Source organism: Pseudomonas sp. S3_B08, assembly GCF_054667725.1.
On sequence record NZ_CP162750.1, the window covers coordinates 2,394,543 to 2,408,716 of the forward strand.

The window sequence follows — 14,174 nt, forward strand, 5'->3', positions numbered from 1 at the left end:
CATCGCTGGTTAACCCCGGCAGGCTATCAATCCATGGCTACGAACATTCATGCAGCTGAAGGAAACGCTTATGAAACGCGCACTGTGGTTTGGTCTGCTCGGCACGTTGGCAATCGGCACCGCACAGGCAGCAACGGAGAAAGTCGCAATCAATCTGGTCAGCGCCGACGGTGCGCCGCAGGCGATCGGCTCTGTCACTGTCAGCGAAACGCCGTACGGCCTGCTGTTCACACCCGAGCTGAAATCATTGCCGGCCGGCATTCACGGTTTCCATGTCCATGAAAACGGCAGCTGCGAAGCGGGCATGAAGGATGGCGTCAAAGGCGCAGCACTGGCCGCTGGCGGACACTTCGATCCGGCGAAAACCGGCAAGCACCTTGGCCCTTACGCCGACGGGCACCTGGGTGATCTGCCAGCGGTGTATGTGACGGCTGACGGGGTCGCCAACTATCCGGTGCTGGCACCGCGCCTTAAGAAGATTTCCGAGATCAAGGGCCACGCCCTGATGATTCACGCCGGCGGCGATAACCATTCCGACATGCCCAAGCCACTGGGCGGTGGCGGCGATCGCATGGCCTGTGGGGTGATCTGAACCGACTGAGCGGTGAAAACTCTGACTCACGGCTTTTCACCGCTCACGGAACTCCCGCGCGCCGTTCACCTCTGACGTTATGTAGTCCCTTCCCTTTTTGCTTAGCGCTTGTGGAGGAACACGTCATGCGCAAGTTAGTCCTGATTTCTTCTTTAATGCTTTGCCTGCCGGTCGGTTCGGCGCTGGCCCGCGTTGACGCGGGTGACGTCGCCACCTCGGCAGGTGTCTCCGCGTCGCTGTACTCGACCTTCAAGGACGACAAAATGGTGATTCCGGCCCGTGACGACGTGTCTGCGTTCGTTGCAAGCGGCGGGGCCATTCGTGGGGTTTATCTTGAGTCGGTACTGCAACAGGTGCGCCAGGCCAACCCTGGCTTGAACGCCAGTGATGAAGACCTGGCCAACGCCATTCTGGTGCAATACGAAGGCGTGCAGCAGTAGTCACGAGGGAAGCAGCGGCCGATGGACGGCCGCTGAGTGCACATAGGCAAACATGTCCGACGGCCTCTATGATGGAGGCCATGACGACGACCGTGCCCTTGCGCTCACCCTGCCCTCCCGGCGCCTGCATCTGCGGGCGCGATCCGTTGCTGGAAACGCCCGGCGCCGATCTGCGCATCCTGCGCTTGACCCGCGCTGAGGAAAAAATTCTTCTGGCGCGCCTGGAACAACTCAAAGACCTCGACGACCTCAAACGCCTGCAACAGCGCATGTACGAGCAACTCGGCATCCGTGTCGACGTCGCCCCCGGTTTCAATGAAGTGCGCACCATGCGCGGCATCGCCATTCAGATCGACGAGCTGCCAGGCCTGTGTCGCAAGACTCGCGCGGCAATCCCGGCGGCGATTCGCAAGGGCCTGGAAAACCACCCGCAAATCGCCTTCGAACTGCTCAACGCCCACGACTTGCTGCGCGACACCTGATCACTTTTTCATGCCGACGCGCTTGCGCATCTCGGCGGTGATGGTCTGACGGGTTTTCTTCATGTCCGCCCAAGGCTCATCGCCGACTTCGGTCAGACGCTCGTGAACGTTGTAGATGTTCCAGTGATTACCGCCCTTGATTTCAGCGACTTCCTCTCGGTACAGCGGCACCGACACCGGCATGCCTTCCCGCGCCCGTGCGGCGTAGGCGCAAATGGTGGTGGCACCGAGGCCGTTGCGCAGGTAATCGATGAAGATCCGCCCGACACGGTTTTTCGGCCCGGACACCGCTGAAATCCGGTCCGGCAGCAACTTGGCCATGTGGCTGACGATGGCGTGGCTGAAGTCCTTCACTTCGTCCCAGCCATGCTTGCGCGTCAATGGCACCACCAGGTGAATGCCTTTGCCGCCGCTGGTTTTCAGGAAGGCTTTGAGGCCCAGCTCATCGAGCACAGTGAGGGTCAGCGCGGTGGCTTCAACCATGCTTTTCCATGGCAACGCAGGATCCGGGTCGAGGTCGAGGACGAAGCGATCGGGCTTGTCCAGATCTACCTTCGTCGCGTTCCAAGTGTGCAGTTCGACGGTGCTCATCTGCACCGCGCCGACCAGCGCTTCGGGATTGTTGATCATCATCACTGGCTGGCCGGTGACGTCCTTGTCCAGGGCGGTGATGCCGGGAATGGCCAGGCGATCGGCGTTCTTCTGGAAGAACAGTTCGCCGGCGATGCCGTCCGGTGCACGCACTAAGGCCACGGGACGATCCTTGAGTTGCGGCAGGATGTGTTCGGCAACGCTGGCGTAATACTGCGCCAGTTGCATCTTGGTCGTGCCGCTGACCGCATCGATCACTCGATCGGGGTGAGTGATGCGTACCTTGCCGCCGGCCAGACCTGCTTGCGAAGGCGCGGTTTCGGCTTTTTTGCTGGCGGCGGTTTTCTTTGCCGGCTGCTTTTCGGCGGTTTTGGTCTTTTCGGTCTTTTCGGTTTTTTCGGTTTTTTCGGGCTTGGCAGCTTTCACAGGCTTCGCTCGCTCTTCGGTAATGTCCTTGGCCGGTTTGTCATCGCGCAAACCATGGAACACGGCGTGGCGCACCGAGCCGTCCTTGGTCATCTCGGCGAATGCCACTTCGGCCAGCAGTTTGGGTTTGAGCCAGTGCACGCCTTTGGCCTCGAAACCGCTGGGCGGATTGACCACTGCGGAGGTTTTGGTCTGCAACGGCTTGAGTTGGGCGAGGATGCTTTTCAATGTGGTTTCGTTGAACCCGGTGCCGACCTTGCCGGCGTAGCGCAACTCGCCACTGTCAGCGTCGTGCAGGCCGAGCAGCAACGCGCCGAAAGCACTGCGCGCACCTTTCGGATCGGTGTAGCCGACGATGACGAATTCCTGGCGATGCTTGCACTTGAGCTTGATCCAGTCACCGCTGCGCCGCGACACATAAGGCGAGCCGAGCCGCTTGCCGATCAGTCCTTCCATCTGCATCTGGCAGGCGCTGTTGAGCAGCGCATCGGGGGTTTCTTCGAAGGCTTCGGAGAAGCGCAGCGTTGACGATTCTTTCTGCGCGCCGAGGATGGTGCTCAGCGCGGCGCGGCGTTCTTCCACCGGCACGTCGCGCAGGTCGACGCCATTGAGATACGGCACGTCGAACAGGTAATAAACAATATTGCCGCTGCGCCCGGCATCGAAGGCATTCTGCAGCGCCTGAAAATCCGGCACGCCTTGCTCGTTGGCCACGACCATTTCGCCATCGAGCCAGGCCGATTCCAGACCCAGCGCCGCCAGCGCTTTGGCCTGCTGCGGCAGTTTGTGCGTCCAGTCATGGCCGTTGCGGGTGAACAGCTGCACCTCATCGTGATCGATCCGCGCCATGATCCGGTAGCCGTCAAACTTGATCTCGTAGCTCCACTGCCCTTCGGGCGCGCTGTCGACCAGCGTCGCCAGTTCCGGCTTGATCAGCGCTGGGAGCTTGGCCTTGCGCGCGCCGGTAAGCTGCCCGGACGCCTGCTTGCGCGGCTTGGCCGGGGCCTTTTTCACCGGTTTGGCTTTATCGGCAGCAGCCGCCGATTTGCCGACAATCGTGCGCTCGCTGAGCACGCTGTCGGGCTCGGCGACCAGGACGTCGAAATCATCCTGCGGGCGCGCGGCGTTGTCCTGATGCTTGATCAGGAACCATTGTTCTTTCTTGCCCGGCATGTGCGTGCGCACCAGATTCCACACGCCGCCGAGCTTCTCGCCCTGCAGCTCGAACTTCAGTCGGCCCTTGGCATAGGCCTTGTGCGGATCCTCCAGCGGAATCCACACGCCGCGATCCCAGACAATCACATCACCGGCGCCGTAATGCCCCTCGGGAATGCTGCCTTCGAACGTCGCGTAATCGAGCGGATGATCCTCGACATGAATCGCCAGACGCTTGACCGACGGGTCCAGCGACGGCCCCTTCGGCACCGCCCAGCTCTTCAGGGCGCCGTCGAGCTCGAGGCGAAAGTCGTAATGCAGGTGCGAAGCGTCGTGCTTCTGGATGCAGAACTGCAAGGCATGATCCTTGGCCGACTTACGGCCCGAGCGCTTGACTGCGGCCGGCTCCGACGTCGCGGAAAAATCACGCATGCGGTTGTAATCGTCGAGGTTCCTGTTCATGAGCACACCGATGGCAGACGGGTTCTGTTATGCAGAAGAGCAACTCGGCGGCGGAAAAATTCAATCGAGGTAAAAAAAGCCCCGGACGGATGGAGCGGCCGGGGCTGGGAGTGTCAGGGATTTTTACAGCGGGTCAGGCTTGCCCTTTCGCCTGCTGTTCCAGATGCACCTGCAGATCCGGATCGATCTGTAAGGCTGCGGCCAGCTCATCGAGATAGCTGCGTTCGGCGTCCTGTTGATCGTCTACCAGCATGACGCTGGCCAGGTACATTTCGGCGGCTACGGCCGGGTCGCCGTCAGCGGATTGCGCCACTTCCCGGGGATCCAGCGGTTTGGCGACTTCGGCGTCGAGCCATTGTTGCAACTGCGGGTCGGCGGTGTGTTTGCCGATTTCGCTGCTGATGAGATGCTTTTCTGCGTCGTCGATGCGTCCGTCAGCCTTGGCGGCGGCGATCAGGGCGCGCAGCACCGCGTGGCTGTGGGTTTCGATTTGCGGGCCGGCGAGCAGGTCGGCGGTTTGTGGCAGATCTTGCGGCGCCTTGCTGGCCTGGCTGCGTTGCCAGGCTTGGTACGCCTGGTAGGCCATCATGCCCAGCGAAGCGAGTGCGGCGTAATTGGTCCCGCCAGAACGGCTTCTGCTACCGCCACCGAGGGCGCTTCCCAAGCCACCACCGCCGAGCAAGCCGCCGAGTAACCCTCCCAGGCCGCCGAGGCCACCCGAAGCAGCCGCGCCACCCGTTCCGGACTGACTGCCGCCGCCCAACAGGCCACCAAGTAAACCGCCCAGGCCGTCACCGGCCGAAGCTCCGCGTTGTTGTCCCGCCGAGGCCTGGCCTCGGAGCAGTTGTTCAAGCAAATCGCTGGTGTTCATGACGTTATCCTCCGAGGCCACGGCCCGATCGCGTCAGGCAACGATAGACCGACGCAGCCATAGCGCCAGCACCGTTGGGCTGACGCCCGATCACCGTTGAATCGCCATGCGAGAAAATTTTCGCCAGCCAGCTAAGATTCAGGGGTGGTGAACCTTATCCCGGCTAAACCGGTCGATAGCTGCAACCCGACCCGGTTTGCCGACGCCCTTTCTGATGATGGGCGATAACCGGCTTGCTTCACTTTCTGGAGAACGCCCCCGTGATATCAACCGTACACATCGCCAGGCTGAAAGCATGGGGCGCCCATGGTTTTACCGCGACCGGCGTGGTCACCGCCTTCCTCGCCACACTCGCCCTGCTGGAAAACCAGCCGATCCATTGCCTGATGTGGCTGGGCGTTGCGCTGATCGTCGACGGCCTGGACGGCGCACTGGCGCGCAAGGTCAATGTGCAATCGGTGCTGCCGAGTTTCGACGGTTCGATCCTCGATCTGGTCATCGATTACCTGACTTATGTATTCATCCCGGCACTGTTTATCTACCGCTACATTCCCCTGCCCGATTACACCCTGTTGCTGACGGTGTCGGTGATTCTGGTGTCGTCGCTGTTCTGCTTCTGCAACGTCAACATGAAGAGCAAGGACAACTATTTTGTCGGCTTCCCGGCGGCCTGGAACGTGGTAGCGCTGTGCCTGTACATCATTGGCCCGGGGCCGTGGATTACCCTTCTCACCGTGATCGGGCTGGCGCTGCTGACGGTGACGCGGATGAAGTTCCTGCACCCGTTTCGCGTGCGGCGTTTCATGCCAATCAATATTGCGGTGACGGCGATCTGGCTGTTGTGCAGCCTGTCGCTGGTGCTCAATCACCCGGTGATCAACCCGCTGGTGATGGGCTTGTGGTTGCTGATGTCGGCTTATTTCCTGGGGATCTGCATCTGGCGCACGGCGCTGGAGTGGTTTGATCGCGGCCATTTGAAATAAGCACATTCCCTGTGGGAGCGAGCCTGCTCGCGAATGCGGTCGTTCCATCAACATCAAGGTTGGCTGGCACACCGCTTTCGCGAGCAGGCTCGCTCCCACAGAGATCTTCATCGATCAGGAGATCCGATGGGGACTACCGCTTGGTAATCACCACCTCCAGATACTCACTCGGCACCACCAGCGACGCCTCCCCCGCCCGATTCGAGCGATTGAGCAACTCGGTCAGATCATCCTCCAGCGCCTGCCCGGCCTCCGCCGGCAACACCGCAAAAGCCTTGTGCACCGGCCCATACCAGTGCCGAAAAATGTCAATGAAATGCGCCGCCGAGCGGTAGCGGAAATTGAAGTGGCTGCGGGTCACGCGCACGACAAAATCGCGGTCATCGAAATGCTTGTGCAGCCACGCATCCGAGCCCCAGTTCGATGGCGGCTGAGCAACCGCTGGCGGTGGCAGATGCTGGCCGAGAGTCTTGAACATCTGGCCGACGAAGCCCTCCGGCGTCCAGTTCGCCATACCGATCCGTCCGCCGCGACGACAGACCCGCCCCAGTTCAGCAGCGGCGGTGACCTGGTCAGGCGCGAACATCACGCCGAACGTCGACAACACGGCGTCGTAGCTTTCATCGGGAAAAGGCAAAGCCTCGGCATCGGCCACCTGAAAAATCACCTCCAGATGTTCGGCCCGGGCGCGATCCTGACCACGCTCCAGCAGTGCCGCGACGTAATCGGTCGAGGTCACCACACAACCGCGCCGCGCCGCTGCCAGGGTTGCATTGCCGTTGCCGGCAGCGACATCCAACACCTGTTCATCACAGCGCAGATCGCAAGCCTCGGCGAGGTTTTCCCCAACGATTTGCAAGGTGGTGCCGATCACGGCGTAGTCGCCACTGGCCCAAGCGACTTTCTGACGTTCCTTCAGGGCAGTGAGATCAAGCGGGGTACTCATGACAGCGAGCTCCGTGGCAGAGAGAATGCACAGTCGGCGGCGCAGACTGTGCTTGGTCACTATCGCGCCGAGGCTGCACGGCGTCCCTGTCAATCGTCCGCCAGCCCCATAAACCCGGCACTTTGCCGATGAGCGGCGCAAATCTGTCAAGCGCCTGATACACCTTGCGCATTGTCAGCGTTGCGAGATTGGTTTCTGATGCGGGCTCGCCCACGCAAAGGACTCGACCGATGTCACTGCACCTCGACTGGCTCGCCGCGCACATGCAACACAGCGATCGCTACGCGGCGTGGATTCACCAACAATTCCACTACGAATACGCCGACCAGCCCCTGGCTCAATGGCAGCGCGAATTTGCCGAGGGCCAAAGCAATGGCGAATGGTCGTGCCTGATTGCCATGGACGGTGAACACCTGCTGGGTGGTGCCGCACTGGCCCGCAACGACTTGGCTGATCGCGCCGATCTCGGCCCATGGCTCGCCTGCGTATTCGTTGACCCCGAGGCGCGCGGGCGAGGCTTGGCGGAGCAGCTGATTGAAGGGATTTGCGAGGCAGCAAAGCAGCGTGGGGTGTCGCGCTTGTACTTGCACACGCAAGACAAACACGACTACTACGGTAAACGCGGCTGGCAGCTATTGGAGGGTTTTCAGGCGTGGGAAAAACAACAATGGCTCATGGTCCGCGACCTGTGAGCCATTGGTTTTTTTGATCAGGCTGCCGGAGCTTTCGCCTCTTCCAGCAACTGCTTGATCATCTGCTCCTGCTCGGCATAGCGACCTTCACCGAAGTGGCTGTAACGCATCTGGCCCTTGGCGTCGATCAGGTAATGCGCCGGCCAGTATTGATTGTCGAAGTTGCGCCAGATCGCGTAGTCGTTGTCGATGGCGACCGGGTAGGTGATGCCGAGTTTTTTCACCTGATCCTTGACGTTGTTGATGATGCGCTCGTAGCCATACTCGGGTGTGTGCACGCCGATCACCACCAGGCCGTCCTTCTCGTATTTCTTCGCCCAGTCTTTGACGTACGGCAGGGTGTGCTGGCAGTTGATGCAGTCGTAGGTCCAGAAGTCCACCAGCACCACTTTGCCGCGCAGGGATTCGGCACTGAGCTCTGGTGAATTGAGCCATTGCACAGCGCCCGACAGCGACGGCATTGAGCCCCGGGCCTGGTCCATCATCGAATCGGCGCGGACCTTGCTGACGAAGTAGTCGACCACTTTCGGCACGTTTTCCAGGACGTTTTTCTCGAAGCTGGCCACGCCTTCGGAAGAGGTGTTGGCAAGCAAAGTCTTATCGGCGCCCGTGGAAATCACCGCGACTGTAGCAAGCACCGCAACCCCGGCACCACGGCGCAACCAGCCGCTGAACGGGATCGACGGTTTCAGCCGATTGACCAGACCGCGCCCGGCGAAGATCAACGTGCCCAGCGACAAGGCACTGCCGACGCCGTAAGCCAGCAGCAACAGGCTGGTCTGGGCATTGGCGCCTTGCAACATTGCGCCGGTCAGAATCACCCCAAGGATCGGCCCGGCACAGGGCGCCCACAACAGGCCGGTGGCGACGCCGAGCATGATCGAACCCATCGGTCCGGCTCTTTTACGGGTGTCCTGATCGAGACGATTGCCCAGGGCGACGAAGGGCCTGGTCAGCCAGTCACCGACGCGGGCCGAGATCAGCGACAGGGCGAACAGCGCCATGACCAACAAGGCAACGTGGCGGCCGGTGTTGCTGGCCTGAATCACCCACTCGCTGCTGACCACCGCGAGGCTTGAGATCAGCGCAAAGGTCAGCGCCATGCCGGCGAGGGTCAGCAAGATCGAGGAACGGGTACGGTTGGCGCCAGCGAACAGAAACGGCACCACCGGCAGGATGCACGGACTGAGGACGGTCAGCAGACCGCCGAGAAATGCGATGAGGTACATAACGGGGTCACCTTGAATGTGGGGGCTGGGCACGCAACCGGGCAGCGAGGGAAACGTCCCTCGCTAGCCTGCTTTATCTACGCCGTGGCTCATGCGGTCTGGCCGTCCAGCAGCTGCCCTTGAGGCGTGCGACTGGCACCGTTTTCCGCGACCAGTTGGCCTTGCGGTGTGCGGCTGGAACCATCAGCGGCAACCGTCTGGCCCTGCGGTGTGCGGCTCGATCCGTCAGCAGCAACCATCTGGCCCTGCGGTGTGCGGCTCGATCCGTCAGCGGCAACCATCTGCCCCTGCGGTGTGCGGCTGGAGCCGTCAGCGGCGATCAAGGCATCGCTGCCCTCCTTCGCCACGGTGGTCAGCTGGAAGCAGGTGCTGCTGGCGCAACTGCTCTGCTCCACAGCACTGTTGGCGTGGGCGGCGGCACCGGTGAAGGCGAAGGCTGCTGCGGTCAGAAAGCGCGAGACGTTGTTCATGGCAAAACTCCTTGCAGAAAAAGTAGGGATGACTCAGTTCTGGTTGTTGCAGCCGTCAGCGAATTTGCTGTAATCCAACTCGCGGGTTTTGCCGGCGGAATCGAGGTAGGTCATGCGCGCCTCGGTGATGCCGCAGGTCACCGAGGTGTCTTCGGTCATCGACAGCACTTTCTGGATATCCAGATGGGTGCCGTAGGTGTAGGTTTGCCGGCTGACGTCAGCTTCGGCGTGGGCCGACAGGGTGCAGATGTTCAGAGCGGCGAACAGGCAGGCGGCGAATACGGATTTGTTGTTCATGGTGTAGTCCTCAAGGCTTCAGTGGGTTTGAGCCGAGGCGGTCTGTGTGTGCCTCGATGGAGCCTATTTGAGGCCTTCGAGGTATCGCGTCTGTGTCAGGAAAGGACGAGAATCACTCGTTGTGTATCCCTGCAGCGTGTAGATACAGAGCGATACAAAACCCCGAAAAAATCGTGATTTTGCGTCGGTGTGTATCCGCCGCTGCGGCAGATACACTGCAATACAAAGGCAGGCAGGCGTGCGGTCTACGGCGCTATAGACTGCACGGCATTCCCCCCTTTGACAGAGGCTTGAACCGATGGAACATGTCGATCACATTCTCATCGTCGACGACGACCGCGAGATCCGTGAACTGGTAGGCAACTACCTGAAGAAGAACGGCCTGCGCACAACAGTGGTCGCCGATGGCCGGCAGATGCGCAGCTTCCTTGATGCCAACACCGTCGACCTGATCGTGCTCGACATCATGATGCCCGGCGACGATGGCCTGCAGCTGTGCCGCGAATTGCGCGTGGGCAAACACAAGGCGACGCCGGTGCTAATGCTCACCGCGCGCAACGATGAGACCGACCGCATCATCGGTCTGGAAATGGGCGCCGACGATTACCTGAGCAAACCTTTCGCCGCCCGCGAGCTGCTGGCGCGGATCAACGCAGTATTGCGCCGCACACGCATGTTGCCGCCGAATCTGGTGGTCACCGAAGCCGGACGCCTGCTGGCGTTCGGTCGTTGGCAGCTGGACACCTCGGCCCGGCACCTGCTCGACAGCGACGGCACCATGGTTGCCCTCAGCGGCGCCGAATACCGCCTGCTGCGGGTGTTCCTCGACCATCCGCAACGGGTGCTCAGCCGCGATCAACTGCTCAACCTGACCCAGGGCCGCGAGGCCGATCTGTTCGACCGCTCCATCGATCTGCTGGTCAGTCGCCTGCGTCAACGCCTGCTGGACGATGCTCGCGAGCCGGCCTATATCAAGACCGTGCGCAGTGAAGGTTATGTGTTTTCGCTGCCGGTCGAACTGCTCGGGGCGTCGGCATGAAACTCAAGCTGCAATGGCCGCGCACCCTCGCCTCGCGCCTGTCGCTGATCTTTCTGATCGGGCTGATTCTGGCGCAGGGTCTGTCGTTCGGCGCGCAGTATTACGAGCGTTACCAGAGCGCGAAAAGCACCATGCTCGGCAACCTCGAAACCGACGTCTCGACGTCGATGGCGATCCTCGATCGCCTGCCCGCCGCCGAACGCGAGGCCTGGCTGCCGCGATTGGCCCGGCGCAACTACGGCTACCTGCTCAATGAGGGCGAACCGGGCATGCCGGTGACATCGGCTGAAAAGTCCGTCGCGATTGCCTCAATTACGGCGGCCATCGGCGACACTTATCCAATCGTGTTTACCGAAGTTCCCGGTGGTCCGAGACAACACTTCCAGGGCCACCTGCGCCTGAGCGACGGCAGCCCGGTGACCATCGATATCCGCCCGGCGATGGTGCCGTTGTCGCCGTGGTTGCCGGTGGTGCTGCTCGGCCAACTGGCATTGTTGATCCTCTGCACCTGGCTCGCCGTGCGCATCGCCATCCGTCCCCTCACCCGCCTCGCCAACGCCGTGGAAACCCTCGACCCCAACGCTCACCCGATCAAGCTCGACGAGCACGGGCCGACCGAAGTGGTCCACGCGGCACGGGCGTTCAACGCCATGCAGACCCGCATCGCCGCCTACCTGAAAGAACGCATGCAACTGCTCGCGGCGATTTCCCACGACCTGCAAACGCCGATCACCCGGATGAAACTGCGCGCAGAATTCATGGACGACTCGGTCGAGAAAGACAAACTGAGCAGCGATCTGGGCGAAATCGAACATCTGGTGCGCGAAGGCGTGGCCTACGCCCGCAGCGTGCACGGCGCCACCGAGGAGAGCCGGCGTACCGATCTTGACTCGTTCCTCGACAGCCTGGTCTTCGACTACCAGGACATGGGCAAGGACGTACAGCTCGGCGGCAAAAGCAAAGCGGTAATCGAAACCCGTCCGCAGGCCCTGCGCCGGGTGCTGGTGAACCTGACCGACAACGCCCTGAAATTCGCCGGCGCCGCGCAATTGCAGGTCGAAGCGCAGGGCAACAGCCTGTCGGTGAAAGTCCTCGATCGCGGCCCGGGCATCGCCGAGGCCGAACTGGCGCAGGTGCTGGAACCGTTCTACCGCGTGGAAAACTCGCGCAATCGCGATACCGGCGGCACCGGCCTCGGACTGGCGATCGCCCAGCAATTGGCGTTGGCGCTGGGTGGCTCGCTTATGTTGAGCAATCGTGAAGGTGGCGGGTTGTGCGCTGAACTGAAGTTGCCGCTGCCACGCTGAGAAAAACACCGACTAGACTCATTCATTACCCAGTCGAGGGGGCCGCAGGACGTCTGCTGTGCCCTGCCCCAATCCGTGACCACCGCCCGGTGGCGCCTGCCTCGACATTCAACGCCGCCGGACGGTGATCCTGTTTCAGGAGCACACGTGATGAATGAGGCGAAGCTCAACGAATTCATGGGCAAACTGGTCAACGACATGGGCGGCGCGGCGATGCTGGCCAATGTCATTGTCGGCGAAGAACTCGGTCTGTATCGGGCAATGGCCGACAGCCAACCGATCAGCCCCGAAGCCCTCGCAGCCAAAACCACCTGCAATCCGCGCCTGGTGCGCGAATGGCTCAGCGCCCATGCCGCATCGGGCTATATGGAACACCTTGACGGTCAATTTCGCTTGCCTGAAGAACAGGCACTGGCGCTGGCCGTGGAGGATTCGCCGGTGTACGTCGCTGGCGGTCTCGGCGTGGTGGCGTCGTTTTTCCATGACAAGGACAAACTGGTCAAGGCCATGCGCGGCAATGGCGCCTTGTCGTGGGGCGATCACCATCCGTGCATGTTCAGCGGCACCGAACGTTTCTTCCGCCCCGGCTACAAAGGTCACCTGATTGCCGAATGGCTTCCGGCCCTGGACGGCGTGGTGGCGAAGCTGGAACGCGGCGCCAAAGTTGCCGACATCGGCTGCGGCCACGGCGCCTCGACGGTGATCATGGCCCAGGCGTTTCCGAAATCGCAGTTTGTCGGCTTCGACTTCCATGCGCCGTCAGTCACCGTCGCCACGCAACGCGCCGAAGAAGGTGGCGTGGGCAATCGCGCCGGATTTTTCGAGGGCACGGCGAAAAACTATCCCGGCGGCGACTACGACCTGATCTGCTTTTTCGACTGCCTGCACGACATGGGCGACCCGGTCGGCGCCGCTCGCCACGCTTATGAGTCGCTGAAAGATGATGGCACGGTGTTGCTGGTCGAACCGTTCGCCAACGACAAACTGGACGACAATCTCAACGCGGTCGGGCGCCTGTTCTACGCCGCCTCGACGTTTATCTGCACGCCCAATTCGCTGTCCCAGGAAGTCGGCCTCGGGCTCGGTGCGCAGGCTGGGGAAATGCGCCTGCGCAAAGTCTTTGTCGAGGCTGGGTTCAAGCAGTTCCGCCGCGCCACGCAAACGCCGTTCAATCTGATTCTGGAGGCGCGCAAGTAACCCGTGCGGATCGCATGCTAACCTGCGGGCACTGCCCATTCTGGAGTGCTGAGCATGCTCGATAGCCCGATCCGCGAACATCTCGATACGCTGCTGCAGGCCATGGTCGACGATAAATTCCTGATATTGACCGGCGCCGGCATCAGCACGCCTTCGGGCATTCCGGACTATCGCGACAGCGACGGCGTGCGTCGTGGGCGGCAGCCGATGATGTATCAGGAGTTTCTCGCCGCCCCGGAATCACGCCGGCGTTATTGGGCGCGAGCGATGCTCGGCTGGCCGCGCGTGCGAAAGGCCCGACCGAATGCGGCGCATGAGGCGCTGGCGACGTTGCAGCAGCGCGGCCGGATCAGCGATTTGATCACGCAGAATGTCGATACCTTGCACGATCAGGCCGGCAGCCAGGATGTGATCGAGCTGCATGGCAGTCTGCATCGGGTGCTTTGCCTGGATTGCGGGCAACGCAGCGAGCGCGATGCGATCCAGCAGCAGATGGAGGCACAGAATCCCTACCTGAGTGGTGTTGATGCGGTGCAGGCGCCGGATGGCGATACCTTGCTCGACCCGGCATTTGAAGCGCGCTTTCAGGTACCGCAGTGCCCGCATTGCGCGGGTGAGCGGATGAAACCGGATGTGGTGTTTTTCGGCGAGAACATGGCGCAACCGACGGCCGCGCGGGCCTTGGCCGCTGCCGAGAATGCGGCGGGGTTGCTGGTGGTGGGATCGTCGTTGATGGCGTATTCGGCGTTTCGCTTGTGTCGGGTGATTGCCGAGCGTGGCAAGCCGTTGATGGCGATCAATCTGGGCAAGACCCGGGCGGATGATTTGCTGGATTTGAAGATTGAAGGCTCGTGTGAGGAGCTTTTGCCGTGGTTGGTGGAGGAGCTGAGGCGGTGAGATTTTGAGTAATGGGTTCGGCTTGAAATCGGCCCCTCACCCTAGCCCTCTCCCGAGGGGAGAGGGGACTGACCGAGGTGTTTGTACGGGATTCGTCG

At 61.5% G+C, this 14,174-nt stretch carries 15 protein-coding genes; 9 read left to right on the forward strand and 6 right to left on the reverse strand.

The features are described from left to right. Positions 1 to 70: 70 nt before the first annotated feature. The 3 genes from sodC to AB4N73_RS10840 all read left to right on the forward strand — a co-directional run bounded on the left by sodC (position 71) and on the right by AB4N73_RS10840 (position 1,514). Complete coding sequence (gene sodC / locus AB4N73_RS10830; protein WP_056789153.1) at positions 71 to 592, forward strand: superoxide dismutase family protein; 522 nt, start codon at positions 71 to 73, stop codon at positions 590 to 592. Between the two features lie 125 nt (positions 593 to 717). After that, positions 718 to 1,032, forward strand: a complete 315-nt coding sequence (locus AB4N73_RS10835; protein WP_016775151.1) for a DUF2388 domain-containing protein — start codon at positions 718 to 720, stop codon at positions 1,030 to 1,032. Positions 1,033 to 1,112: 80 nt separating this feature from the next. Continuing rightward, positions 1,113 to 1,514, forward strand: coding sequence for a hypothetical protein (locus AB4N73_RS10840; RefSeq protein ID WP_038861845.1), 402 nt, complete (start codon positions 1,113 to 1,115; stop codon positions 1,512 to 1,514). On the opposite strand, the gene ligD is transcribed toward AB4N73_RS10840, so the two are convergent. Beyond that, on the reverse strand, positions 1,515 to 4,148 hold the full coding sequence (gene ligD / locus AB4N73_RS10845) for a DNA ligase D (protein WP_252886384.1): 2,634 nt from the start codon (positions 4,146 to 4,148) through the stop codon (positions 1,515 to 1,517). A 133-nt stretch (positions 4,149 to 4,281) separates the two neighbouring features. Then, positions 4,282 to 5,019 (reverse strand): tellurite resistance TerB family protein, encoded by a 738-nt coding sequence (locus AB4N73_RS10850; RefSeq protein ID WP_110645571.1) that lies wholly within the window; start codon positions 5,017 to 5,019, stop codon positions 4,282 to 4,284. A gap of 260 nt (positions 5,020 to 5,279) precedes the next feature. Here AB4N73_RS10850 and pcsA point away from each other — a divergent pair, with 260 nt between their 5' ends. Further along, the gene (gene pcsA / locus AB4N73_RS10855; RefSeq protein WP_310216641.1) at positions 5,280 to 6,002 is read left to right on the forward strand and encodes a phosphatidylcholine synthase; all 723 of its coding nucleotides are present in this window, start codon (positions 5,280 to 5,282) and stop codon (positions 6,000 to 6,002) included. 133 nt (positions 6,003 to 6,135) lie between these two features. On the opposite strand, the gene AB4N73_RS10860 is transcribed toward pcsA, so the two are convergent. Further along, on the reverse strand, positions 6,136 to 6,948 hold the full coding sequence (locus tag AB4N73_RS10860) for a class I SAM-dependent methyltransferase (protein WP_056789144.1): 813 nt from the start codon (positions 6,946 to 6,948) through the stop codon (positions 6,136 to 6,138). A gap of 230 nt (positions 6,949 to 7,178) precedes the next feature. On the opposite strand from AB4N73_RS10860, the gene AB4N73_RS10865 reads away from it, so the two are divergent. After that, positions 7,179 to 7,640 carry a GNAT family N-acetyltransferase gene (locus tag AB4N73_RS10865; protein ID WP_457262811.1) on the forward strand — a complete coding sequence of 154 codons (462 nt, stop codon included), beginning with the start codon at positions 7,179 to 7,181 and terminating at the stop codon, positions 7,638 to 7,640. A gap of 17 nt (positions 7,641 to 7,657) precedes the next feature. On the opposite strand, the gene AB4N73_RS10870 is transcribed toward AB4N73_RS10865, so the two are convergent. The 3 genes from AB4N73_RS10870 to AB4N73_RS10880 form a co-directional block, all read right to left on the reverse strand. After that, positions 7,658 to 8,869 carry a cytochrome c biogenesis protein DipZ gene (locus AB4N73_RS10870; RefSeq protein WP_457262810.1) on the reverse strand — a complete coding sequence of 404 codons (1,212 nt, stop codon included), beginning with the start codon at positions 8,867 to 8,869 and terminating at the stop codon, positions 7,658 to 7,660. 89 nt (positions 8,870 to 8,958) lie between these two features. Beyond that, positions 8,959 to 9,339: a hypothetical protein gene (locus AB4N73_RS10875; protein WP_460143428.1), complete on the reverse strand. Its 381-nt coding sequence runs from the start codon at positions 9,337 to 9,339 to the stop codon at positions 8,959 to 8,961. Positions 9,340 to 9,372: 33 nt separating this feature from the next. Beyond that, positions 9,373 to 9,636 carry a DUF2790 domain-containing protein gene (locus AB4N73_RS10880; protein WP_016775158.1) on the reverse strand — a complete coding sequence of 88 codons (264 nt, stop codon included), beginning with the start codon at positions 9,634 to 9,636 and terminating at the stop codon, positions 9,373 to 9,375. A 298-nt stretch (positions 9,637 to 9,934) separates the two neighbouring features. On the opposite strand from AB4N73_RS10880, the gene AB4N73_RS10885 reads away from it, so the two are divergent. The 4 genes from AB4N73_RS10885 (at position 9,935) to AB4N73_RS10900 (ending at position 14,076) form a co-directional block, all read left to right on the forward strand. Continuing rightward, complete coding sequence (locus AB4N73_RS10885; RefSeq protein WP_024013314.1) at positions 9,935 to 10,675, forward strand: response regulator; 741 nt, start codon at positions 9,935 to 9,937, stop codon at positions 10,673 to 10,675. After that, entirely contained in the window at positions 10,672 to 11,982 is a 1,311-nt protein-coding gene (locus AB4N73_RS10890; RefSeq protein WP_122508009.1) for a sensor histidine kinase, read from the forward strand. The genes AB4N73_RS10885 and AB4N73_RS10890 overlap by 4 nt, the downstream gene beginning before the upstream one ends. 150 nt (positions 11,983 to 12,132) lie before the next feature. Further along, positions 12,133 to 13,179 carry a class I SAM-dependent methyltransferase gene (locus AB4N73_RS10895; protein WP_151551510.1) on the forward strand — a complete coding sequence of 349 codons (1,047 nt, stop codon included), beginning with the start codon at positions 12,133 to 12,135 and terminating at the stop codon, positions 13,177 to 13,179. A gap of 54 nt (positions 13,180 to 13,233) precedes the next feature. Continuing rightward, positions 13,234 to 14,076 carry an NAD-dependent protein deacetylase gene (locus AB4N73_RS10900; RefSeq protein ID WP_460143431.1) on the forward strand — a complete coding sequence of 281 codons (843 nt, stop codon included), beginning with the start codon at positions 13,234 to 13,236 and terminating at the stop codon, positions 14,074 to 14,076. The last annotated feature ends 98 nt before the right edge of the window (positions 14,077 to 14,174 follow it).